The organism is Antarcticibacterium sp. 1MA-6-2 (assembly GCF_021535135.1).
Taxonomy (GTDB): Bacteria; Bacteroidota; Bacteroidia; order Flavobacteriales; family Flavobacteriaceae; genus Gillisia.
Map to the genome: position 1 here is coordinate 430,414 of NZ_CP091036.1, position 22,511 is coordinate 452,924.

The window sequence follows — 22,511 nt, forward strand, 5'->3', positions numbered from 1 at the left end:
TGAGATGAGTGTAAGCGACAAAAAAGTAGTGGAAGGATTTTATAAATCAGATTTTTCTCAAAATCCTGATGACATAAATAATTTTTTACACCCTGACGCTGAACTCTATTGGAATAGCAGTGCTGGCTTTAATAAGATGAATTTTCAGGATATTGCTAATCTTAGCAAAGAAATTGCCCGTTCCTCTGAAAGTTTGAGAGCAGAAATTAGCCACCTTCTTATGGATAAAGACCAGGTCACCATTAGGTTTACCTATCACATAAGGACAGTAGAAAATCCCGATGAAGAAATTCCTATGGCTCATTTCATTGCTATTTGGAAGATCCAAGATGGTAAAATGTTGAAAGGCTATCAAATAAGCCAGCTAGCTGATGAATCTCCGGAAAATTTAAGTTCATTTCTCTCAACAAACTTCTAAAAAGCTTTAAGGTTTATATATAAAAACCTACTTTTGTAGCGCAAAAATCAACAATAACTATGAGTGTTTTAGTCAATAAAGATTCAAAAATAATTGTGCAGGGATTTACTCGGTAGTGAAGGTACTTTTCATGCAGAACAAATGATAGAATACGGTACCAATGTGGTAGGTGGTGTTACTCCCGGAAAAGGAGGACAAAGACACCTGGACAGGCCTGTTTTTAATACAGTTTCTGAAGCTGTTAAGGAAACCGGGGCCGATGTTTCTATTATTTTTGTTCCGCCAGCTTTCGCAGCCGATGCTATTATGGAATCTGCAGATGCGGGAATTAGCGTAATTATTACTATTACCGAAGGTATCCCAGTATCAGATATGATAAAGGTTAATAGTTATATTAAAAATAAGGACTGCCGCTTGATTGGGCCTAACTGTCCAGGAGTAATTACCCCAGGGGAAGCAAAAGTAGGTATAATGCCAGGCTTTGTGTTTAAAAAAGGTAGTGTTGGTATAGTTTCGAAATCTGGTACATTGACTTATGAGGCTGCAGATCAGGTTGTGAAACAAGGCTTGGGAATTACTACAGCTATTGGAATTGGGGGAGACCCAATTATAGGTACAACTACAAAAGAAGCTGTAGAACTATTGATGAATGATGACGACACCGAAATTATCGTTATGATAGGTGAAATTGGTGGACAATTGGAAGCAGATGCAGCACATTGGATCAAAGCCAATGGAAACCGAAAACCTGTAGTAGGTTTTATAGCCGGAGAGACTGCACCTGCAGGACGTACAATGGGTCACGCGGGAGCAATCGTGGGAGGTAGTGAAGATACAGCTCAGGCTAAAAAAGCAATTTTAAGAGAGAATGGAATTCACGTTGTGGATTCTCCGGCTGAAATTGGAAAAAAGGTAGCTGAAGTTCTCAGAGGATAAAAAATATACACGTAAAACTATAATCTTCCTGAAATCATCTAAATTAAGATGTTCAGGAAGATTTCTTAGTTTATAGGCTGAAGGCTTTTTGTTATCTTTGGAAATCTATTAAAAACTAATCCAATCAATACATGAAATTACTGGAAGGAAAAAATGCCATCATCACAGGTGGAAGCCGCGGAATAGGAAAAGGAATAGCAGAAGTTTTTGCGCAACATGGTGCAAATGTCGCTTTTACCTATGCTTCTTCTGTTAACGCAGCAAATGAGCTTGAAAAGGAATTAAGTGAAATGGGTATTAAAGCAAAAGCTTATAAATCTAATGCTGCAAATTTTGAGGAAGCACAGGAGTTGATAAAAAATGTTGCTGAAGATTTTGGTCAAATCGATATTTTAGTTAATAATGCAGGTATAACAAAGGACAACCTCCTAATGAGAATGACCGAAGAAGACTTTGACCATGTAATTGAAGTTAACCTAAAGTCCATCTTCAATATGACCAAAGCAATTCAACGAACCATGTTGAAGCAACGCAGTGGAAGTATAATAAACATGAGTTCAGTAGTTGGAGTAAAAGGAAACGCCGGGCAATCTAATTATGCAGCTTCAAAAGCCGGAATTATTGGATTTTCAAAATCAATGGCTTTAGAACTGGGATCCAGAAACATAAGAACCAATGTAATTGCACCCGGATTTATAGAAACCGAAATGACAGGTAAACTTGATGAGAAAACTGTAGAAGGCTGGAGAGATTCAATTCCTTTAAAAAGAGGAGGAACCCCTGAGGATATTGCAAATGCCTGTGTTTTCCTGGGTAGTGATCTTAGTAGTTATATTACTGGCCAGGTAATTCACGTTAATGGTGGAATGCTTACATAATAGTAACTTTAAAATCCTTTTAGAGGTATCAGTGTCTTGAAGTGCTGAATTGAAATTTACAGGAAGAGATTATTTTCTTTTTGAAAAGAAAAAAGTGTAAATAGAATTTTATCTCAATCCTCAAGTCTAACATCTCATATCTCAATTCTCACATCTATTATAGAGTATGTCTCTAACAACAATATTATTAATAACCCTGGCTGCAGTTTTTGCGCTGGGGTTTATTTTTTTAAATATTTCCTGGGTAACAAGTCGCGGAATAGAAGAACCTATGCTCTGGCTCTTTTTAGGTTCGTTAGCTTATTCCTGCTCTTATTACTCCTTATAAATCCTGAAATAAAAAGTACTGAATACGAAATTGAAAAGCCAAAATTACTTATTGCTCAGGACATTTCAGGTTCAATTAATTATTTGGAGGGAGGAGACAATGCAAAAGCCTTTATAAGCACCCTTAGAAAGAATCCTGAACTTCAGGAGGTGTTTGATATTCAAACATATGGCTTCGGAAGAGATCTAAAGATGTTGAATCCTGATTCTATTACTTTTTCGGAAAATCAAACTAATATTAGTTCTGCCATTCGTGATCTGGCAAAATTAGGTACGAAAAGCCAGGCAGCTTTGGTGGTGATAACAGATGGTAACCAGACTGTGGGAGAAGACTATCAATATTTAAAAGCAGGAGAAAATGTTGATCTTTTTACTGTAGTAGTTGGGGATACTACCGCTCAAACAGATCTTTATATAAATTCCCTTAATGTAAACAAATACGCTTTTTTAAATAATAATTTTCCGGTAGAGATATTTGTTAATTATTCGGGAAAAGAAACTGTGAACAGCAATATTATAATCCGTTCCGGTAACGGCATTTTATTTTCTCAAGCTTTGGAATTTGATCAGGACAAGACATCTCATGTCCTTAATATAACTCTTCCTGCCAATCAACTGGGAGTAAAAACATATCAGGTTGAAATCTCTGAATTAGAAAATGAGAGGAATACGGTTAACAACTCCAGGAGTTTTGGAGTAGAGGTTATTGATGAACGCACGAAGGTTCTTATCCTCTCTGCAGTCTCACATCCCGATTTGGGTATGTTCAAAAAATCAATTGAAGCGAATGAGCAAAGAGAGGCTGAAATCGCTTTACTTAAAAATTTTAATATCTCACAACTAAATGATTTTCAAATTTTTATAGTCTATCAACCAAACAACAACTTTAAAGAAGTGTTTTCCGAATTTCAAAAGAGAAATTCAAATTTTTTAGTTGTCAGCGGCACAGAAACAAACTGGGATTTTCTGAATTCTACCATACCTTTCAGTAAAGATTTTATTTCCCAACCACAGGATTATCTTCCCGTTTATAACGAAAATTATTCTGCTTTTCAATTTGAAGATATTGGATTTAGCAAATTTCCGCCTCTTGTAGATGCTTTTGGTACTATGAATTTAAATATTGGAAAATTTGATCCTCTTCTTTTTCAAATGGTAGAAGGAGTACCCTCAACTACACCTTTACTGGCAACCTATGAGGAAGGTACATCTAAAAGAGCCTTTTTATTGGGAGAGAATATATGGAAATGGCGAGCACAATCATTTGTAGATAATAACAACTTCGAGGCGTTTGACAATTTCTTCGGAAAAATGGTGCAGTACCTGGCATCCTCTCAAAAGAGAGACCGACTTACGGTGGATGTGAAAAATTTCTTTGCTGAAAATGAGGAGATCATAGTTTCGGCTCAATTCTTTGATCAAAATTTTCAGTTTAATCCTGGCGCCCAGCTCAATTTAACTTTGGTCAACACCGAAAGTAACACAAAGTTGGAGGCGCAAATGCTCCCTGATAATAACAGATATATTTTTAGTGCAGATAATCTCGAGGCTGGGGAGTATAATTATACTGTTAGGGAAGCTACTTCAGGAATTTCGAGAAGTGGAACTTTTACAGTACTGGAGTATAATGTTGAACAACAGTTTTCTTCAGCAAATATTTCTAAACTTAGAAACCTGGCATTTTCTGTTGGAAGTGAAGTATATTTTCTCGATACTCCCGGCCAGTTAATATCAGATCTGCTGGAGGACAATCGTTACCCAAGCTTGCAAAAAAGCCACGAAAAAGCCGTACCTTTGATAAGTTGGAAAATTTTACTAATCCTGCTCATTTTCAGCCTTAGTGCTGAGTGGTTTACACGAAAATACTTCGGCTTAATTTAATAATATCAACAATTAACTTTATGGATAGATTACCAAAAATTGGATTGCCAATTTTATTTGTAGTAATAGTATTAATTATACTTATTGCCAAATCTACAGTTACAATTAATTCCGGAGAGGCCGGGGTGTTATATCAAACTTTTGGGGGAGGTGTTGTCACAGATGAAGAACCTTTGGGAGAAGGATTCCACGTTGTGGCTCCCTGGAACAGAGTCTTTGTATACGAAGTTCGCCAGCAGTCACTTGATGAAAAAATGCAGGTTCTTTCTTCAAATGGTTTGGAAATCAATCTGGATGCCACTGTTTGGTTTCAACCGTCTTATTCCAACCTGGGAAAACTTCATCAGGAAAGAGGGGAAGATTATATTCAAAGGGTGTTGCAACCTGCCATTCGTTCTGCAGCAAGAAGTGTTGTAGGTAGATATATTCCGGAGCAACTTTATGCAAGTAAGAGAGAAGCAATTCAAAGAGAGATCTTCGAAGAGACCCAGATCCTGCTTCAAAATCAATATGTGCAGATCAACGAGGTACTGGTGAGAGATGTCTCTTTACCACCTACTATCAAGGACGCAATTGAAAGAAAGCTACGCCAGGAACAGGAGTCGCTGGAATACGTTTTCCGTCTTACAAAAGCTGAACAGGAAGCCGAAAGACAAAGAATTGAATCGGAAGGTAAGGCTCGTGCTAACCAGATCTTAAGTGCATCTCTTAATGATCAAATTCTTAAGGAAAAAGGGATTCAGGCGACATTAGAGCTCTCAAAATCACCTAATGCAAAAGTGGTAGTTATTGGTGGAGGCGACGGGATGCCTTTAATTTTGGGTGATAATTAATTTAGACAATTCATAAAAATTTAAAATTTTATTTTTTTTCTGAAAAATTAAATTAGCTTTGTATCACAATGATAAAAATTCAATTACATCACCATCATTTATTCTTCTGCGCTCAGGCGAGGTGAATAGGTATGTAGTTAACTAACATATTTTTTAAACCCGTTTGAGCAATCAAACGGGTTTTTTATTTCAAATAAACCTCACAGGTTTTCAAAACCTGTGAGGTTTGGTAAAACATCGATTAAAATGACTAAAGAAAAATTACGTATTGCAATTCAAAAGTCGGGAAGGCTAAATGAAGATTCCCTTCAAATCCTTAAAGATGCTTAGGTATTTCTATAGATAATGGAAAGGAGCAACTTAAGGCGGTTTCCAGAAATTTTCCGCTGGAAGTTCTATATTTAAGGAATGGAGATATTCCGCAGTACCTGCGGGATGGGGTTGTAGATGTTGCGATTCTGGGAGAAAATGTTTTGGTGGAGAAAGGGGAGGATATTATTAGAGGTGAAAAGCTCGGTTTCTCTAAGTGCAGAGTTTCAATGGCAGTCCCAAAGTCAATGAAATATTCCGGAATAGAAGATCTTGACGGAAAAAAAATTGCTACTTCTTATCCAAATACTGTTCAGGCCTTTCTTAAGGAAAAAGGTATTGAAGCAGAACTTCATATCATTAACGGTTCTGTTGAGATAGCTCCAAATATTGGTCTTGCAGATGCAATTTGTGATATCGTTTCCAGTGGGAGTACACTTTTTAAAAATAACCTTAAGGAAGTTGAAGTAATGTTGAAGAGTGAGGCCATCCTGGCAATCTCTCCTAATATTACTGAAGAAAGGCAGGTAATACTGGAAAAATTACAATTCAGGCTAAAATCTGTGCTGAATGCCCGTACCTCCAAATACATACTTTTAAACGCTCCTAACGATAAGATTGAAGCTATAGCCAGGCTTCTTCCGGGAATGCGTAGTCCGACTATTTTACCTCTTGCAGAAAAAGGCTGGAGTTCAGTTCATACGGTTATTAGTGAGGAGCGCTTTTGGGAGGTAATTGATCAGCTTAAGGAGAATGGCGCTGAAGGCATCCTTGTGGCACCGATTGAGAAAATGGTGCTTTAATTTAGTTTCTACTAATTATTAAACAAAATGAATAAGATTTACAATCCTGCCAGGGAAGACTGGAATGATATTTTGAAGCGTCCCACACAAACCGTGGAAGACATAGAAGCTACGGTAATTGAGATTTTTTCTGAAATAAAATCAAAAGGAGACACCGCAGTAGCAAAGTATTCAGGGCTGTTCGATGGTGTAAAACCCGGAACTGTTGCTGTTTCCAAAGGTGAAATTGACGAAGCAAAGGCTGCAGTTTCAGAAGAACTTAAAGCTGCTATTCAACTTGCTAAGAGCAATATTGAGAAATTTCACGAGGCTCAGAAGTCTGCTAAAGTAGAAGTGACAACTTCAAATGGGGTAGAGTGTTGGCAGGAAAAGCGCCCAATCCAGAAAGTGGGCCTATATATTCCGGGAGGATCTGCACCTCTATTTTCGACAATTTTAATGTTGGCAATTCCTGCTAAAATTGCAGGTTGTAAAGAGATTATTTTATGCACTCCACCGAATAAAGAGGAGAAAATAAATCCTGTTATTCTTTATACTGCTGATCTTTGTGGAGTGACCAACATTTTCAAAATAGGAGGGATCCAGGCCATTGGAGCAATGACATTTGGTACTGAAACTGTTCCCGAAGTTTTTAAAATCTTTGGTCCCGGAAATCAATTTGTGACAGTTGCCAAGCAGCTTGCCACAAAATACAACGTTTCTATTGATATGCTTAGCTGGCCCTTCGGAACTGCTTGTAGTGGCAGATGATACAGCAAAGGCAGCCTTTGTTGCTTCAGATTTACTGAGCCAGGCGGAACACGGGGCAGATAGCCAGGTAATTCTGATTTCAACATCCAAGCAGCTACTGGAGAAAGTAGAGCAGGAAATTGAAAATCAGCTGGAGGTTCTTCCACGAAAAAACATTGCAGCAAAGGCAATAGAAAATTCAAAGCTTATCTTTGTACCTGATGATAATATAGCTTTGGAGCTGATCAACGAATATGGACCTGAGCATTTTATAATTTGTACTGAAAATCCCGGTTTTTATGCTGAAGGTATAGAAAATGCGGGTTCTGTCTTCATTGGCAATTACACTCCGGAAAGTGCAGGGGATTATGCTTCAGGAACTAATCATACTTTGCCTACCAATGGTTATGCGAAGCAGTATAGCGGAGTGAACTTAGACAGCTTCATGAAAAGTATGACTTTTCAAAAAATTTCTGAAGAAGGAATAAAAACAATTGGTCCGGCTATAGAGTTGATGGCCGAAGCAGAAGGACTGCAGGCACATAAGAATGCTGTAACGCTGCGACTAAAGGAGTTAGAACAGAATAATAATTGAAGTTGTAATGACGGCAAGTACTACAAATAAAACAGGTTTTGATTTAAGAAACCTGGTAAGGCCAAACGTGGCGAAATTAAAACCCTACTCTTCGGCGCGGGATGAATATCAGTCAATAAGCGCGAAAATGATCTTTCTCGATGCAAATGAGAACCCCTTTGCCACAGATGTTAACTCAGTACCTGACCCTCAACAGAGAAATCTAAAAGCTCAATTGGCGGCTTTAAAAGATGTAGAAGAAAATGAGATGCTTCTGGGGAATGGGAGTGATGAAGTTCTGGACCTTATCTTTAGGGCGTTTTGTGAACCGGGAAAAGATAATGTTATTACTTTACCACCCACCTACGGGATGTATAAAGTTTTGGCTGACATTAATAATATTGAAAACAGGGAAGTTTTACTTACTTCGAAATTTGAACCTGATGTTCAGGAAATTCTTAAAAATATAAACGGGCACACAAAACTTTTGTTTCTGTGTTCTCCAAATAATCCTACCGGAAATTCTTTTTCTGAAGAAAGCATTTTTGAACTCCTGAAGAATTTCCATGGTCTGGTAATAATTGATGAGGCTTATATTGACTTTTCTGAAAAAGAGAGCTGGCTGAAAAATCTTCAGAAATATCCCAATCTGGTTATCACTCAAACATTGTCCAAAGCTTATGGTATGGCCGGAATCCGACTTGGGATCTGCTACGCTTCAGCAGAAATTATTGAGGTTCTGAATAAAATAAAACCTCCGTACAATGTGAATGAGCTAACTCAAAAAAGGGCTTCAGAAAGAGTAGATTCTAAAGAAGATGTAATTTCAGAAGTTGCTGATATTCTTGAAAATAGAGAGACGTTATCTAAAGCTTTAAGTGAAGTTAATTTTGTAAAAAAAGTGTATCCGTCAGATGCTAATTTTATCCTTGCTAAAGTCGATGACGCCACCACCAGGTACAATCAATTGATTGCAAAAGGAATAGTGATTAGAAACAGAACGACCCAGCCTTTGTGTAAAAATACATTAAGGTTTACCGTTGGAACTCAAGAAGAAAATGAAAAACTTATAGGTGCTCTTAAGGCCCTGGAGAAAGAAGAAATATGAAGAAAATATTATTTGTAGACAGGGACGGAACAATAATTCACGAACCTGAGGATTATCAAATTGATAACCTGGAGAAACTGGAATTTTATCCGCAGGCGCTGTACTATCTCACAAAAATTTCCAAAGAACTGGATTATGATCTTGTAATGGTGACCAATCAAGATGGTTTGGGCACAGAATCTTTTCCGGAAGATCAATTTTGGCCAATTCAGAAATTCATAGAGAAAACCTTTGCCAATGAAGGAGCCGGATTTGTTGAATCTCTGATTGACCGTACTTACGCAAAAGATAATGCTCATACCCGAAAGCCTAATACTGGTTTATTAGAGGCGAAGTATTTGAACAATGAAAAGGAATACGATTTAAAGAATTCCTTTATGATAGGAGACAGGCTTACCGATATGGAATTTGCCTATAACTTCGGCGGAAAAGGAATTTTCATCGACACTCATGCCGAACTTGGTGCAGGAGAAATAAAGAACAATGTTGAGGAAGTAGAGAATTGCATCGCCTTAAAAACTGATAGCTGGAAGGAGATCTATGAATTCCTCAAATTGCAGGATCGTACTGCGGAAATTTCCCGCAAAACAAATGAGACTGATATTTTCATAAAGCTCAATCTGGACGGTACAGGAAAATCTAATATCTCTACAGGAATAGCATTTTTTGATCATATGCTGGACCAACTGGCGCGGCACGGACAAATGGATCTGGAAATTAATGTCAAAGGAGATCTTGAAGTAGATGAGCACCACACGATTGAAGACACAGCTATAGCTTTAGGTGAGGTCTATCAAAAAGCATTGGGAAATAAGTTGGGAATTGAGCGATACGGTTTTTGTCTCCCAATGGATGACTGTCTCGCACAGGTGGCAATAGACTTTGGCGGAAGAAACTGGCTGGTATGGGAGGCTGAATTCAACCGGGAAATGGTAGGAAAAATGCCGACAGAAATGTTCTACCACTTCTTTAAATCTTTTTCTGATGGAGCAAAAGCTAACCTTAATATTAAAGCAGAAGGAACAAACGAGCATCACAAAATAGAAGCCATTTATAAAGCTTTTGCAAAAGCAATTAAAATGGCAGTTAAAAGAGATGCAGAAAAAATGATCCTGCCGTCAACAAAGGGAATGCTTTAAATAGATGTGAGATATGAGAATTGAGTATTGAGATCCATGAGAGTTAAAATTTAGCCCTCAATACTTAATACTAACTACTCAATACTAAGAAAAATGAAAATAGCAATAGTAAATTACGGTGCAGGTAATATTCAAAGTATAAAATTTGCGGTGAGGAGACTGGGGCACGAGGCAGTATTAAGTAGCGATGCAGAAGAGATTAGGGCTGCAGACAAAGTAATATTTCCCGGGGTTGGAGAAGCTAGCAGTGCTATGAGAATGTTAAGATCAACTGGTCTTGATACTGTTATTCCTACACTTACACAGCCTGTTTTAGGAATTTGTCTTGGAATGCAGTTAATGTGTCAATCTTCTGAAGAAGGCAATACTACAGGTCTTGGAATTTTTGACGCAAAAGTAGTGAGATTTAACAATAGTCAGAAAGTGCCGCAGATAGGGTGGAACAAGATCTATGATCTTAAATCTGACCTTTTTGATGGTGTTGAAGAAAACGAATACATCTATCTGGTCCATAGTTATTATATTCCGGAATGCACAGAAACCATAGCCTCTACAGAATATGGAGTGGAATACACATCTGCCATTAAAAAGAACAATTTTTACGGGGTACAATTTCATCCGGAAAAAAGTAGCACAGCAGGAGAGAAAATTTTGAGAAACTTTCTGAAGTTAGAAGTACAAAGTTAAAAGTACGAAGTAAAACAAAAATAGTGATGAAGGATCTAAAATTACGAACGAAACAATTTGCTGTAGACTGCTGGTTCTTATGTAGTAAAATTCCTCATTCCCGTGAATATAATGCATATGTGAATCAGTTACTTAGATCTTCTAGTTCTGTAGGGGCAAATTACAGGGCTTCTCAAAGAGGAAAATCAACAGCAGATTTTATAAATAAGCTCAAAATTGTTGAAGAAGAGACAGATGAAAGTATGTATTTTCTTGAACTGCTAATGGAGGTTTATGGTAAAGAAACCGAAAAGCTTAAATTGTTACATTCTGAAGCCAGTGAAATCCTCGCTATTATTGTTGCTTCTATAAATACAGCCAGACGAAATCAAAAAGGATAAACTTCTAACTTCTAACTTCTAACTTTTAACTTTTAACTTTTAACTTTAAATGAGAATAATACCAGCCATAGATATCATTGACGGGAAGTGCGTACGACTTTCTAAAGGAGATTATAGTACCAAAAAGATATATAATGAGAATCCGCTGGAAGTGGCTAAAGAATTTGAAGCTCACGGAATTAATTATCTGCACCTGGTAGATTTGGATGGGGCTAAGTCGAAGGAAATAGTCAATCATAAAGTACTTGAGAAGATAGCTACCCAAACTGGTCTAAAAATAGATTTCGGCGGAGGATTAAAATCTGATAAAGATTTGGAAATAGCATTTGAAAGTGGTGCAAACCAGGTAACTGGTGGAAGTATAGCTGTAAAGGATCCTGATACTTTTATATCGTGGCTTGAAAAATATGGCAGTGAAAAAATAATTCTTGGTGCCGATGCGAACAACGAGAAAGTTGCTATAAGCGGATGGCAGGAGGAATCATCAAAAAAACTCATCCCTTTTATTCAGAAGTATCAGCAGAAAGGGGTAAAGTATGTTATTTGTACAGATATTTCAAAGGATGGAATGCTTGAAGGACCATCTTTTGATCTATATCGTAAAATTCTTGAATACACTTCAGAAGGAAATAATGGTATTAAATTAATAGCTTCCGGAGGAATTTCAACTTTTGATGAATTACCGAGGTTGGCAGAAATTGGATGTGAGGGCACAATAATAGGAAAAGCTATTTATGAGGGAAGAATTAGTCTTCAGCAATTGGAAAAATTTATAATTAATCAGTAGTTAGTACAGAGAATTGAGTATGACTAAAATTTAGCTGCTCACTACTCATTACTCACTACTCACTACTAAAAAAATATGCTAACAAAAAGAATAATTCCCTGTCTGGATATTAAAGATGGTCGAACTGTAAAAGGAGTCAATTTTCTTGACCTTCGGGATGCGGGGGATCCTGTAGAACTGGCAGAAATCTATGCTCTTTCAGGAGCTGATGAACTGGTTTTCCTGGATATTTCAGCCACTGAAGAAAAAAGGAAAACCCTGGCTGACCTCGTACTACGGGTGGCAGAGCGGGTGAATATTCCGTTTACTGTGGGTGGCGGAATAGCCTCGGTTGAAGATGTAGATATTCTTCTTCAGAATGGAGCCGATAAGGTTTCTGTGAACTCTTCCGCAGTTAAAAATCCGCAGCTCATTAATAACCTTGCAGCAAAGTTTGGGAGCCAATGTATTACAGTTGCGATAGATGCCAAAGAAATAGATGGGGAATGGCTGGTACATCTGGTGGGAGGAAAAGTTCCTACAGATCTCAACCTGTTTAAATGGGCTAAAGAAGTAGAAAAAAGGGGAGCCGGAGAAATCCTGTTTACCTCGATGAATAATGACGGAACAAAAGAAGGCTTTGCAAATGAGGCTCTCGCCAGACTTTCGGAAGAATTAAATATTCCTATTATTGCATCGGGTGGTGCAGGAAATATGCAACACTTCTGTGATGCGTTTTTAAAAGGAAAAGCTGACGCCGCATTGGCAGCGAGCGTTTTTCACTTTAAAGAAATTGAGATAAAGGACCTGAAAGAAGAACTGAGACGGAATAAAGTGGAAGTAAGGCTATAACAGGTATGGGGAATTGAGTAGTGAGTAGTGAGATTTGAGATGAGCACAAGAAGTGGATGATATGTAATCCCGCTCTGTTATTTCTCAGGTAATAAGACAATAATATAATTCAATGAAAATAGATTTTAATAAAAACCAGGACGGATTAGTTCCAGCGATTATACAGGATTCCGTCACACGAAAAGTGCTCATGTTGGGATACATGAACAAAGAAGCATATGAGAAAACCGAGAATACCGGAAGGGTGACTTTCTATAGCCGAAGCAAAAAACGTCTATGGACCAAAGGGGAAGAGAGTGGGAATTATTTGAATCTGGTAGAGATTAAAAACGATTGTGATAATGATACCCTTTTAATTTCTGTTAAACCAGAAGGCCCAACCTGTCATAAAGGAACCGATACCTGCTGGGGAGAAGATAATAAAGCCAGTTTCGGTTTTTTGTCTCACCTGGAGAATATCATTGAAAACAGAAAAGAACAAAGTACCATTAGGCCTGAAGAGCGAAATGAGAAAAACAGCTATGTTGTCTCACTTTTTGACTCCGGAATAAATAAAATAGCCCAGAAAGTAGGGGAGGAAGCAGTTGAAACTGTGATAGAGGCAAAAGATGATAATGAGGACCTTTTTCTAAACGAAAGTGCCGATCTATTGTTCCACTATCTCATCCTCTTAAGAGCAAAGGGATTTAGACTAAAAGATGTAGTAAAAGTTTTGGAAGAAAGGCATTAAAAAAGCTTTCCCGGATTTACTTCGGGAAAGCTAAATGTTTATTATTTCCAGTTGTTCGCTCCAAAAGTAGCCACTTCGTGATCGTCATCCACGGTACTTCCGGAAACTCCAATAGCACCAATAATTTCTTCATTATTATCTTTTAGGAGTACACCGCCAGGAAAAGTTATAAGGCCACTATTAGAATGTTCAATATTGAAAAGTGGTTGACCCGGTTGGGAGAGTTTGCCTATTTCTCCGGAATCCATATTAAAATACCTTGCTGTTTTTGCTTTTTTAATGGCAATATCTATAGATCCCAGCCATGCCCCGTCCATTCTGGAAAAAGCGGTCAAATTTGCTCCGGAATCAACAATGGCAATATTCATTTTTACACCCATTTCCCGTGCTTTTTTTTCTGCTGCTTCAATGGCTTTTCGAGCTTGTTGTAAAGTAATATTCATCTTCAATTTTTTTAATTCAGCTTAAATGTACAACTAAAGATGTGGGCGGAAAGCAGGTTTAAGACTTATATAACAATGATAGATTAAGAATCTTTACTCTTCCCATCTTCCTAACTTCCCTGCCTGGAAATCGTCGTAAGCCTGGTTTATTTCCTGCATGCTATTCATGACAAACGGTCCTCTTGCAACTACTGGTTCGTTAAAAGGTTTTGCATGGCCAAATAAAATTGTGCTATCTGCCTGGGCTTCTACTTCAAGGACCTGACTGTCATTTTCAAACTCAACAAGATGTAAAGATCTTACAGACTGATTATTAACTTTTAGTTCCCCTTTAATTACATAGAAGAAAATGTTATGCTCCTCGGGAACAGAAATCATTAATTTCCCTGAAGTTTTAAAACTAATAGTTGCGAGTGTAACATCAGTGAGAGTTTGAAATGCTCCCCTGGTCCCTTTAAATTCTCCGGAAACCACTCTTGCATTTATTCTTCCTTCATCAAAAGCAACTGTTGGGATATCATCCTGCTGAAGTCCTTCATATTTAGGTTCTGTCATTTTCAGATTAGAAGGTAGATTTACCCAAAGCTGAAGAATTTCAAGATCGCCTCCATACTTTTTAAAGTCTTCGGAAGAAATTTCAGCGTGTATCAGGCCACTCCCTGCTGTCATCCATTGTACACCTCCACTGTAGATTACACTCTTGTGGCCTCCGGAATCTTTATGAGCTATATCTCCATCAAGAATAAAAGTAACGGTTTCCATCCCCCGGTGAGGATGTGGTCCAAAAGGTAAACCATTGTTATTTGGTTCATAAGTTTGTGGTCCGTGATGGTTTAAAAATAGGAATGGATCTATCATTTCAAGGTCTCTGGTTGGCATAGGAGAGAAAGTTTCAAGATCGGCGATGGGTCGATATTCGGCTTTGTGTATTCTTTTTATGGAACGCATGCTGTGATTTTCTGATTTTTCTTAAAGATAAAAAATAGATATTTCTAAATCTTCAAGATCGTATAACTTTTAACATAGCGTTTGCGTATAACTCCAAGGAATTACCTCCTGAAAATTTTAATTCAGATACCATCTAATGATAAAATTTCAATTTAAACCGGAAAGTCTCAGGTTTGCCAATCCTAAATTGTTACTATTCATCCTCATTTTCTGCTTCTGTAAAACAAACTCATTTTCACAAAGTAAAAGTCTTGATATAGGCCTAAGGTTCCAGAAAACTATTAACCTATATTGTGAAAACGGAGTTACTGTTCAATACTCAGATGATAGGTTACTGGATCAGCGTTTATATTTGGGGCTGAGCTACGTTAGTAGCAGACTTGGATCTGCAATGGGATCTAACGCATTAAAGCAGGATAATTATTTACTCTCTGGCACTTATTACTTTCGGCCTTTAAAAAGTCTGCAACCGTTTGTAAGGTTGAACACTTAAGCTATTTTCATTCTGATTTAGAATATGAAATTTTTGATGACCTTCCCAATTCTTCTGTTTTACTATCTCCTGAAGCTCCTTAGCTATAAAACCCAAAGTCCGTTTAAATTAGCCGCCTCTTTTGGGTACAACTTAATAATCTAATGATGGAATTGAAGGTCCAGGTACCTTACTTCCTTTGTTTGTCCAAACCAGTCTTACCTGGAATATTTTTCACTCAACTTCAGAAAAAAATGAAAAACTATAAGCTTCTATTCATCCTTTTCTTCCTAATATCCGGTTGCAGTAAAGAACCCGAATTAACACCCGCAATGCTAGGCGGTGGGGTTATTTTTGATCCTTCTATATACGATCCTGAGAGCTTTCTTGTATCTTATGCTATACCAAATCCCACACCGGAACAGGCAGCTCAACTTAGTGATCATTGTTAGCCACGGCTATTCGGCTACTACTTTTGAATGGGAAGAATTCCGGGAATTTACAGATGAAAGCGGGGAAGACGTTTTAATCTCCCGGGTCCTTTTAGGCGGCCATGGAGGAAATTATGAAGATTTCAGGAATTCGGGTTGGAGAGACTGGCAAAGTGCAATAACAAAAGAATATAATCGCCTGGTCGAGGCGGGATATACGAATATTAGCCTACTTGGTTCTTCAACCAGCGGGGTTCTCTTCCTGCAGCTTCTGGCAGAGGATTTTTTCAGGGAAGCACCTCCACACCAAATTTTGCTGGTAGACCCTATAGTAATTCCTTCAAATAAAACGCTGTCTTTGGTTAATATTGTTGGACCTATGTTGGGTTATATTGAAGTTGATCAATCAGCAGCAGAGGATGTCTATTCCTACCACTTTCGGCCCGAAGAGACTTTGAGAGAACTTCAAAAGCTTTTAAATATTGTGAGAAAGGATCTTGAAGATGGAATCCCTCTTCCGCAGGAAACTTCGCTAAAAATGTATAAGTCAAAACAGGATCCTACTGCAGATCCTGTAAGCGCAGTTCTAATTTACAAAGGAGTAAGAACAAATGCAGGTGGTAAAATAGATGTTGAAATGGTAGATTCCAATCTTCATGTTTACACAAACCTTGCATTAAGAGATCACACTCAAATAGATCGGGAAAATCAAATTACTACTTTTCAGGATATTCTTGAGAGGGTAACAGAGGAGTAGAAAAAGTAGGATTGCCTATTCCTTGTTTCTTACATAGATAAGCTTAAACCTTCCTTTCTGGTTCTCTCTGGATTCAATTTCGAATTTGTTAATAGAATTTATCATAGGAGTTAGTTTTTGAAAACCGTAATTTCTCGAATCAAAATTAGGTTGTTTCTTTTGCAAAAGACTTCCTACATCACCAAGAAAAGCCCATCCATCTTCATCGGCAACATCAGAAATTGTATTTGCGATCAACTTAATAACTTTAGGAGTTATTTTATCAATATCATCCTCCTTTTTGCTCGTTTTGCCTTTGTTAGTTTCAGGAGAAGTTTTTTGTTCTCCCTTAAGGATCTCAATGTAAATAAACTTGTCACAGGCTACAATAAAAGGTTCAGGGGTTTTCTTTTCTCCTATTCCAATCACTTTTTTTCCGGCTTCCCGAAGTCTCGTCGCCAGCCTTGTGAAATCACTGTCACTCGAAACCAGGCAGAAACCATCTACCCGATCTGAATATAAAATATCCATAGCATCTATGATCATGGCAGAATCGGTAGCATTTTTACCCTGTGTATACCCATATTGCTGAATAGGATTAATAGCATTCTCCAAAAGCACTGCTTTCCATTTTACCAGGTGTGGTTTGGTCCAGTCACCATATATACGTTTAATGGTAGGATTGCCATATTTAGCTATTTCCTCCATCATTTCCTTAATGTATGCAGAAGGGATGTTGTCACCGTCTATTAAAACTGCCAGGTTGTTTTCCATGTACTTTGTAATAAGGTTTAAAGATATAAAATTCCATAAAAAAAGGCGACACAAGGCCGCCTTTGAAATTTCAATATTGTTTAATAATTGTAACGCAGCAGGGCGTTCATTTTTGATTCCTTTTCTGGCATGAAAGCAGATTCTATTAAGTATACACTTCCTCCCTGTTCTATAACTTTTTTGGCAGCATAGTTCATTAAAGAAATACTATCTTCTCTTCTCTCATTATGAACATCTACAGACATATTATTTTCGTCAAAGGTTCCGAAGAGGTCTTCTCTGTTCTCCAGGAATAAGGTATCAACTTTTCCCTCAAAAATAGAAGGTAGAATATCGGTAACCCTGGTTGAGGTTCTTTCCGGTGGCAGTTCGTTGAAGGTTTTAATTTTTTGATCTTTTTCTTTAGTGAAAAAGGGTTCCAGTTCTTCTACTGCTTTGGCATGTAGTTCAAACATGTTGCGATAATCTGCAGGATTTCCCGGAATACATTTATCATATAAATTTTTATAGGAGTTCGCTTCCTGGTAAATTGGGAACAGGTAATCCTGACATGCCACCACTAAAGGAACATTTTCATCGTGAAGAATCGTGTCAAGGCCTTTGTCTACAGCTCTAAAATATCTTAAAAACTCGTTTTTTCTATCCCGATTTGCCGCATCATAACCGTGTTGTGTGGAGGTTCCGTCGGCATTTGCTCCAATATTATTTCTTTGGGTCTTATGCTTACTATTTTTTTCTTCATAATCATAACCAACTCTATCTTCCAGTTGATCTGGAGTTATGTCATCTATTTTAACTTCTCCAATACTATATTTAGTAGCCTCATAAAGAGCTACATTAGAAATTTGTAATTCCAACAGATAAAATCTTCCATCTCCTGTAAAAGCCGGAGCTAAAGGTTTTAAATAAAATTCTTTTGCAATATAATTATGGGCTTCAAAATTAATAGGAAGTGTAAATTTTTTCAGAATTCCTTCGGAAGCAAAAACCGCAAGGCCATCGCTTTGATGCCTCCAAAAACGCTTATCATCAATTAGCTGAAGGATTGGTTCGGCAATAAGATCTATTCTTTCCTTTGAAATTCCTTTCTCAGTAAGCTTAACTTTTATATCCTTCAACTGAGATTTAAGGCTTTTCTGATTTTCTCCTTCCAGGACTTCCTTACCTCCCCGGTGAGTGGGGATGAATATTGAAACACAAATTTCATTGTTAAACTGTGCTAAATCCAAAAATTCTTCTTTACTGATCAATGCCATATTATTTATTTTTTATTATTTATATCCTATTGATAATGAAATAATTATCTATGGGATCTTTAAATCTTTTAATAAATATAAGGTAGACTGAATAAGCCTGAAATCAAAACCAATAAAGAGAGGATCCTGCTAAATCTTTCTTAATTATTGTTATTAAAAATATATAATTTGGGAAAGGAGATATTTATTTCCGGAAAATAAAATACACTGCCAGGATAAGGCAAAAAAAGGCAGCAATATGATTCCATTTAAAAGTCTCATTTTTGAAAACCACCAGGGCAAAAACGGTGAAGACCACCAGAGTTATTACTTCCTGAATAATTTTAAGCTGAAATAAGGAAAATGGTCCGCCATGTTCCCTAAATCCTATCCTGTTTGCTTAAGCACCTGGAAAATATATTCAAAAAATGCCAGCCCCCAACTAATCATAATAATGGCAAAAATACCCAGTTTTTGAAATCCTTTTAATTCAGCAAATTTTAGATGACCATACCAGGCCAGGGTCATAAAGATGTTGGAAATGATCAACAAAGCAATTGTAAGAAATCCCTTCATTAGATAATGGTGTATAGTATAATTATATAATTTCGTCGTCCGGTTCCACATGGATTAGAACATCTGCTATTTCAGGAAGTTTTAGCAGCAGTTCGTTTTTTACATTGTGTGCGATATCATGACCTTCTTTTACTGTTATTTGAGCACTTACAGCAATATGAAGATCCACGTGAAAATTCATTCCTGTTTTGCGTACATAACATTTCTCTGTTTCTACAACCCCTGGAACGTCTTCAGTAATTCCCCTTATATCGGCAATCATATCGTCATACATATGTTCATCCATTATCTCCCCTAAGGCGGGTCTTAATATAAGATATGCATTATACAATATAAATCCTGAAGCAAACAAAGCAGCCCAGTCATCTGCTGTCTCATAACCGTCACCCATATAAAGAGCTACTGAAATACCTATAAAAGCCATTAAAGATGTAATAGCATCACTTCTATGGTGCCAGGCATCGGCTTTTAAAGCGCTGCTTTTAGTTTCATCACTTTTCCTGGAAACCAGCAGGTAAAAAATTTCCTTTATTATAACAATTACCGCAAGTACAATTAAAGTATAAGGTTCAGGAGTTTGATGTGGAGTGCGAATATGCTCCAGGCTTTCATAAGCTATTACGGTGGCCGATATTACGAGAAACCCTACTACCGCGAAAGTTATTAATGGCTCTGCTTTCCCGTGGCCGTATGGATGATTTTCATCTGGTGGGCGGCTGGAATATTTTAAACCAAGAAGCACCAGGGCCGAGGAGAAAACATCTGTAGTAGATTCTATGGCATCTGCAATTAGAGCATAGGAATTACCAAAAATTCCGGTTACTCCTTTCGCAATTGCCAGGAGGGCATTACCTAAAATACTTAAGTAAGAAGTTTTAATTGCCTCCCGGGTAAGTTCATTCATTCAGCAAAGTTAATCCTCCTATGGCAGTCATTAAAATTTTAATAACACTATTTGAAGAAGCAGAGTTTACCACCACACAATAAAGAATCGTTGATAATTTTCATTTGCAGTTTTCATCCATACCAGAGGGGATTTTTTTACATCAAGTAATTCATCTACCTCTTCTTTTATCCTCTCAAAGGAATACCAGTCTTCGTTTTGGTTTGGAAGGATTGGCCAATCAGGTTTTTTAGGAGTAAAAAATGAGTTTCCAGCATAATCTGCTTCTGTAAAATTCCTTCTGTTTATCCAGTAACCTAGTAATGCACTCATTGTTTATAAAGGGAAAGGAGGTTTCCAAAAGATGTTTTGGCACAAATAGATTGGCGGGAAAGAAAACTTTTTGTTCAATATTTTCAGTGTCAATCCATAACTCCTGAAGGGTAGCTTTACTTTTGTTCTGGTAGAGGAGGGGCAACTGATGGTTTTTAAGCTTATTTATTTTAAGAAGAAGGGAGTCTCTTCGATTTGGACCTATCCACCGTTGCATCTCTTTTGGAAAAGAAGGATCATAAATGTAAAATTTGTAAACCAATTCTACATGAATTGTTTGATTCGTTTCCTGGTCTTTCAGCAAAAAATCTAACTCTCCCAAAGTTATTTTTTCCTCTATAATTTGAACACGGGATGCCAGAATTTTATAATGATTAGAGGATTTAACAGCATGTTCAAAAAAAGTTTCTGCACGTTTTCCTAAAACATTCGTGAGTTGAAGATCCACAAAGTCGTTTTCAGGATCTGTTAGTGCGGTTGATCTAAACTTAAACAAAAACTGATTAAGGCCACAAAATTTTTCATTTATCCATAGGGTAGGTGTGGAAATAAAATTTTCAAATTGCTTAAATACGTGATTTTCCAATTCTTTCAAGATGCTTAATGATTTATTAATATTCTAAAAAATATAAAACCTCTTTAAGTTATAATTTTAAGAAGTTCTAATTATTATAGTTTGCAATGGAAAATATATTATTTTTGGATGTATATCTAAGTTCTATGATATCAAAGTCTACAGACGCTTATAACCTCTATTTTTACGAAGACTTCGTAATTGCCGAAGCAAAAGAAGATGCTGTCGTGAACTCATCTGTTACTGAAGAAGCACTTAAAATTATGTGGCAACACTTCAGTGGAAATCCTTTTACTATTATTTCAAGGCGCACAAATAAATACACTATTTCTGAAAGCGCATATTCGCCTCGCCTTTTCAAAAAAGTTACTGCTATGGCTATTGTCTCTAAAGATCCTGAAGTGAAAGAGAGAGCCTATAAAGAGCAGCTCCTGTTCAATAATTCCTTTGCATTTTTCGAAGAAATAGAGGAAGCTGTTGAATGGGCAAGGAATTTTAAATTGGTTAAATAATTTCTCCTTTTCTAGTTTTCCTCCTCATTATCATCTGTACTTAACAAATATCCAAAGGGTTCCAGTGAGGGAACACTGTTCATTATTACATTTAAAATTCCCAAAATTGGTATTGCCAATATCATTCCTGTAATTCCCCAAATCATATTTCCTGCAATAACAGCAAGTATTACCAAAAAAGGATGGACGTTTACTTTATCACCTACAACGTAAGGTTCTAGGATGTAGCTTTCAACGAACTGGACGATACCAAAAGTTATTATAATTCCTATTAAGACTGTTGTATCACCTGTGGTAAGGAATCCAAAAATTAGCGCCAGGAAAAACCCTATAATATTACCAATATAAGGCAAAAGAGAAAGAAAGGCTGCAATACAGGAAATAAGGATAAAATTATTAACTCCTGAAATTCCCAATCCTATACTATAAAGTACTGCAAGCATGACTATGAGCATAAATTTTCCAACAAGGTATTTTTGAGCAATACCAAGCAGTTTTATTTATGATCTTAAGAGTTTTTTCCTGCCTGTCTCCGGGTGCGAGCTTTAAAATGAAAATTTTAAATCTCCTCCTGTAATTGAGCAGGAAGAAGATGTAAATAAAAGTCAACAGGTAATTACCAATAAAACTCATTACATAAGACATAAAAGTAAAAGCTTTTTCTCCCGAGCTTCCTCCTCCCATAGCAGTAATATTATTTTTCTCCTGATATTCTTCTAAATCTTCTTTAGTATAATTAGTATGTTCATAAATATAATTTTCTGCCTGTTCTATCTTTGGCTTCATCTTTTCCTTAATAGTATCCCAATCATCAACAAAATTTTTAAGTTGAAAAGAAAGAAGGGCAAAAACTCCCAGAGAGATAAGGAATAGTATAAAGGTGCAAAGCAATGATGAAAAAGTTCGGTTAATGCGCTTTTCCATTTTGTTGGCCAATGGTATCATAAGAAGAGCAAGAACGATTGACATCACCAGAGGAGCAAGAAATCCCTGTCCCTTTACCAGGCACAGGATCATGAAGTAAGTTCCTGCAAAGATTAATGTGGTGGTGAATAAGATTTTTTTTCCTTTAGATAATTTCATTGAGCCGAATTCAGTTATACAAAAAATAAAGCCAATCCTGTTTGGGATAGCTTAATAAAGGTACAGTATTATCGCTGCTTTTTTCTTTTTCTAAATAAATTTCCTTACCTCGATCTCTTAAATTTGAAATATACCAAAGGAAGATATGAATGAAGCATAGA

At 37.0% G+C, this 22,511-nt stretch carries 24 protein-coding genes and 3 pseudogenes; 17 read left to right on the forward strand and 10 right to left on the reverse strand.

Features of this window, described 5'->3' with window-relative positions; genetic code table 11:
* The first annotated feature begins 4 nt into the window (after positions 1 to 4).
* The 14 genes and pseudogenes from LZ575_RS02100 to hisIE all read left to right on the forward strand — a co-directional run bounded on the left by LZ575_RS02100 (position 5) and on the right by hisIE (position 13,350).
* On the forward strand, positions 5 to 418 hold the full coding sequence (locus LZ575_RS02100) for a nuclear transport factor 2 family protein (protein ID WP_235328041.1): 414 nt from the start codon (positions 5 to 7) through the stop codon (positions 416 to 418).
* A gap of 59 nt (positions 419 to 477) precedes the next feature.
* A pseudogene (sucD, locus tag LZ575_RS02105) lies at positions 478 to 1,354 on the forward strand (succinate--CoA ligase subunit alpha).
* A gap of 131 nt (positions 1,355 to 1,485) precedes the next feature.
* Positions 1,486 to 2,232, forward strand: coding sequence for a 3-oxoacyl-[acyl-carrier-protein] reductase (fabG, locus tag LZ575_RS02110; RefSeq protein WP_235328043.1), 747 nt, complete (start codon positions 1,486 to 1,488; stop codon positions 2,230 to 2,232).
* A 411-nt stretch (positions 2,233 to 2,643) separates the two neighbouring features.
* Positions 2,644 to 4,440 carry a VWA domain-containing protein gene (locus LZ575_RS02115; protein ID WP_235328045.1) on the forward strand — a complete coding sequence of 599 codons (1,797 nt, stop codon included), beginning with the start codon at positions 2,644 to 2,646 and terminating at the stop codon, positions 4,438 to 4,440.
* A gap of 20 nt (positions 4,441 to 4,460) precedes the next feature.
* Positions 4,461 to 5,273, forward strand: coding sequence for a prohibitin family protein (locus LZ575_RS02120; RefSeq protein ID WP_235328047.1), 813 nt, complete (start codon positions 4,461 to 4,463; stop codon positions 5,271 to 5,273).
* A 246-nt stretch (positions 5,274 to 5,519) separates the two neighbouring features.
* A pseudogene (hisG, locus tag LZ575_RS02125) lies at positions 5,520 to 6,385 on the forward strand (ATP phosphoribosyltransferase).
* Between the two features lie 27 nt (positions 6,386 to 6,412).
* A pseudogene (gene hisD, locus LZ575_RS02130) lies at positions 6,413 to 7,709 on the forward strand (histidinol dehydrogenase).
* A gap of 7 nt (positions 7,710 to 7,716) precedes the next feature.
* On the forward strand, positions 7,717 to 8,796 hold the full coding sequence (gene hisC, locus LZ575_RS02135) for a histidinol-phosphate transaminase (RefSeq protein WP_235328049.1): 1,080 nt from the start codon (positions 7,717 to 7,719) through the stop codon (positions 8,794 to 8,796).
* Entirely contained in the window at positions 8,793 to 9,935 is a 1,143-nt protein-coding gene (gene hisB, locus LZ575_RS02140) for a bifunctional histidinol-phosphatase/imidazoleglycerol-phosphate dehydratase HisB (protein ID WP_235328051.1), read from the forward strand. The genes hisC and hisB overlap by 4 nt, the downstream gene beginning before the upstream one ends.
* A gap of 93 nt (positions 9,936 to 10,028) precedes the next feature.
* Positions 10,029 to 10,622 (forward strand): imidazole glycerol phosphate synthase subunit HisH, encoded by a 594-nt coding sequence (hisH, locus tag LZ575_RS02145; protein WP_235328053.1) that lies wholly within the window; start codon positions 10,029 to 10,031, stop codon positions 10,620 to 10,622.
* 26 nt (positions 10,623 to 10,648) lie between these two features.
* On the forward strand, positions 10,649 to 11,002 hold the full coding sequence (locus LZ575_RS02150; protein WP_235330656.1) for a four helix bundle protein: 354 nt from the start codon (positions 10,649 to 10,651) through the stop codon (positions 11,000 to 11,002).
* Between the two features lie 49 nt (positions 11,003 to 11,051).
* Positions 11,052 to 11,789 (forward strand): 1-(5-phosphoribosyl)-5-[(5-phosphoribosylamino)methylideneamino]imidazole-4-carboxamide isomerase, encoded by a 738-nt coding sequence (gene hisA, locus LZ575_RS02155; protein WP_235328055.1) that lies wholly within the window; start codon positions 11,052 to 11,054, stop codon positions 11,787 to 11,789.
* A gap of 75 nt (positions 11,790 to 11,864) precedes the next feature.
* Positions 11,865 to 12,620 carry an imidazole glycerol phosphate synthase subunit HisF gene (hisF, locus tag LZ575_RS02160; protein WP_235328057.1) on the forward strand — a complete coding sequence of 252 codons (756 nt, stop codon included), beginning with the start codon at positions 11,865 to 11,867 and terminating at the stop codon, positions 12,618 to 12,620.
* Between the two features lie 112 nt (positions 12,621 to 12,732).
* The gene (hisIE, locus tag LZ575_RS02165) at positions 12,733 to 13,350 is read left to right on the forward strand and encodes a bifunctional phosphoribosyl-AMP cyclohydrolase/phosphoribosyl-ATP diphosphatase HisIE (protein WP_235328059.1); all 618 of its coding nucleotides are present in this window, start codon (positions 12,733 to 12,735) and stop codon (positions 13,348 to 13,350) included.
* A 41-nt stretch (positions 13,351 to 13,391) separates the two neighbouring features.
* On the opposite strand, the gene LZ575_RS02170 is transcribed toward hisIE, so the two are convergent.
* Both LZ575_RS02170 and LZ575_RS02175 read right to left on the reverse strand, forming a co-directional pair.
* Positions 13,392 to 13,793, reverse strand: a complete 402-nt coding sequence (locus LZ575_RS02170) for a heme-binding protein (protein WP_235328062.1) — start codon at positions 13,791 to 13,793, stop codon at positions 13,392 to 13,394.
* Positions 13,794 to 13,886: 93 nt separating this feature from the next.
* Entirely contained in the window at positions 13,887 to 14,741 is an 855-nt protein-coding gene (locus tag LZ575_RS02175) for a pirin family protein (protein ID WP_235328064.1), read from the reverse strand.
* Between the two features lie 726 nt (positions 14,742 to 15,467).
* Between LZ575_RS02175 and LZ575_RS02180 the strand changes: the two genes are divergently transcribed.
* Together LZ575_RS02180 and LZ575_RS02185 are read left to right on the forward strand one after the other, a co-directional pair.
* Positions 15,468 to 15,665 carry a hypothetical protein gene (locus LZ575_RS02180; RefSeq protein ID WP_235328065.1) on the forward strand — a complete coding sequence of 66 codons (198 nt, stop codon included), beginning with the start codon at positions 15,468 to 15,470 and terminating at the stop codon, positions 15,663 to 15,665.
* Positions 15,652 to 16,401, forward strand: coding sequence for a carboxylesterase (locus tag LZ575_RS02185; RefSeq protein ID WP_235328068.1), 750 nt, complete (start codon positions 15,652 to 15,654; stop codon positions 16,399 to 16,401). The genes LZ575_RS02180 and LZ575_RS02185 overlap by 14 nt, the downstream gene beginning before the upstream one ends.
* A 15-nt stretch (positions 16,402 to 16,416) precedes the next feature.
* Here LZ575_RS02185 and LZ575_RS02190 read toward each other — a convergent pair whose 3' ends face one another.
* The 6 genes from LZ575_RS02190 to LZ575_RS02210 form a co-directional block, all read right to left on the reverse strand.
* A complete protein-coding gene (locus LZ575_RS02190) occupies positions 16,417 to 17,154 on the reverse strand; it encodes an NYN domain-containing protein (protein WP_235328070.1) in 738 nt (245 codons plus the stop codon).
* Positions 17,155 to 17,234: 80 nt separating this feature from the next.
* Complete coding sequence (locus tag LZ575_RS02195) at positions 17,235 to 18,410, reverse strand: hypothetical protein (RefSeq protein ID WP_235328072.1); 1,176 nt, start codon at positions 18,408 to 18,410, stop codon at positions 17,235 to 17,237.
* Positions 18,411 to 18,594: 184 nt separating this feature from the next.
* Complete coding sequence (locus LZ575_RS22185) at positions 18,595 to 18,780, reverse strand: DMT family protein (protein ID WP_311196086.1); 186 nt, start codon at positions 18,778 to 18,780, stop codon at positions 18,595 to 18,597.
* A complete protein-coding gene (locus LZ575_RS22190; RefSeq protein WP_255702730.1) occupies positions 18,777 to 18,965 on the reverse strand; it encodes a DMT family protein in 189 nt (62 codons plus the stop codon). Before LZ575_RS22190 ends, LZ575_RS22185 begins: the two co-directional genes overlap by 4 nt.
* Before the next feature lie 22 nt (positions 18,966 to 18,987).
* Positions 18,988 to 19,869 carry a cation diffusion facilitator family transporter gene (locus LZ575_RS02205; protein WP_235328074.1) on the reverse strand — a complete coding sequence of 294 codons (882 nt, stop codon included), beginning with the start codon at positions 19,867 to 19,869 and terminating at the stop codon, positions 18,988 to 18,990.
* A 229-nt stretch (positions 19,870 to 20,098) separates the two neighbouring features.
* Complete coding sequence (locus LZ575_RS02210) at positions 20,099 to 20,767, reverse strand: DUF1853 family protein (protein WP_235328076.1); 669 nt, start codon at positions 20,765 to 20,767, stop codon at positions 20,099 to 20,101.
* Positions 20,768 to 20,862: 95 nt separating this feature from the next.
* Between LZ575_RS02210 and LZ575_RS02215 the strand changes: the two genes are divergently transcribed.
* Positions 20,863 to 21,267 carry a hypothetical protein gene (locus LZ575_RS02215; protein WP_235328078.1) on the forward strand — a complete coding sequence of 135 codons (405 nt, stop codon included), beginning with the start codon at positions 20,863 to 20,865 and terminating at the stop codon, positions 21,265 to 21,267.
* An 11-nt stretch (positions 21,268 to 21,278) separates the two neighbouring features.
* Here the strand turns inward: LZ575_RS02215 and LZ575_RS22195 are convergent, their stop codons facing one another.
* A complete protein-coding gene (locus tag LZ575_RS22195) occupies positions 21,279 to 21,710 on the reverse strand; it encodes an AI-2E family transporter (RefSeq protein WP_255702732.1) in 432 nt (143 codons plus the stop codon).
* On the reverse strand, positions 21,691 to 22,350 hold the full coding sequence (locus LZ575_RS22200; protein ID WP_255702733.1) for an AI-2E family transporter: 660 nt from the start codon (positions 22,348 to 22,350) through the stop codon (positions 21,691 to 21,693). The genes LZ575_RS22195 and LZ575_RS22200 overlap by 20 nt, the downstream gene beginning before the upstream one ends.
* Between the last annotated feature and the right edge of the window lie 161 nt (positions 22,351 to 22,511).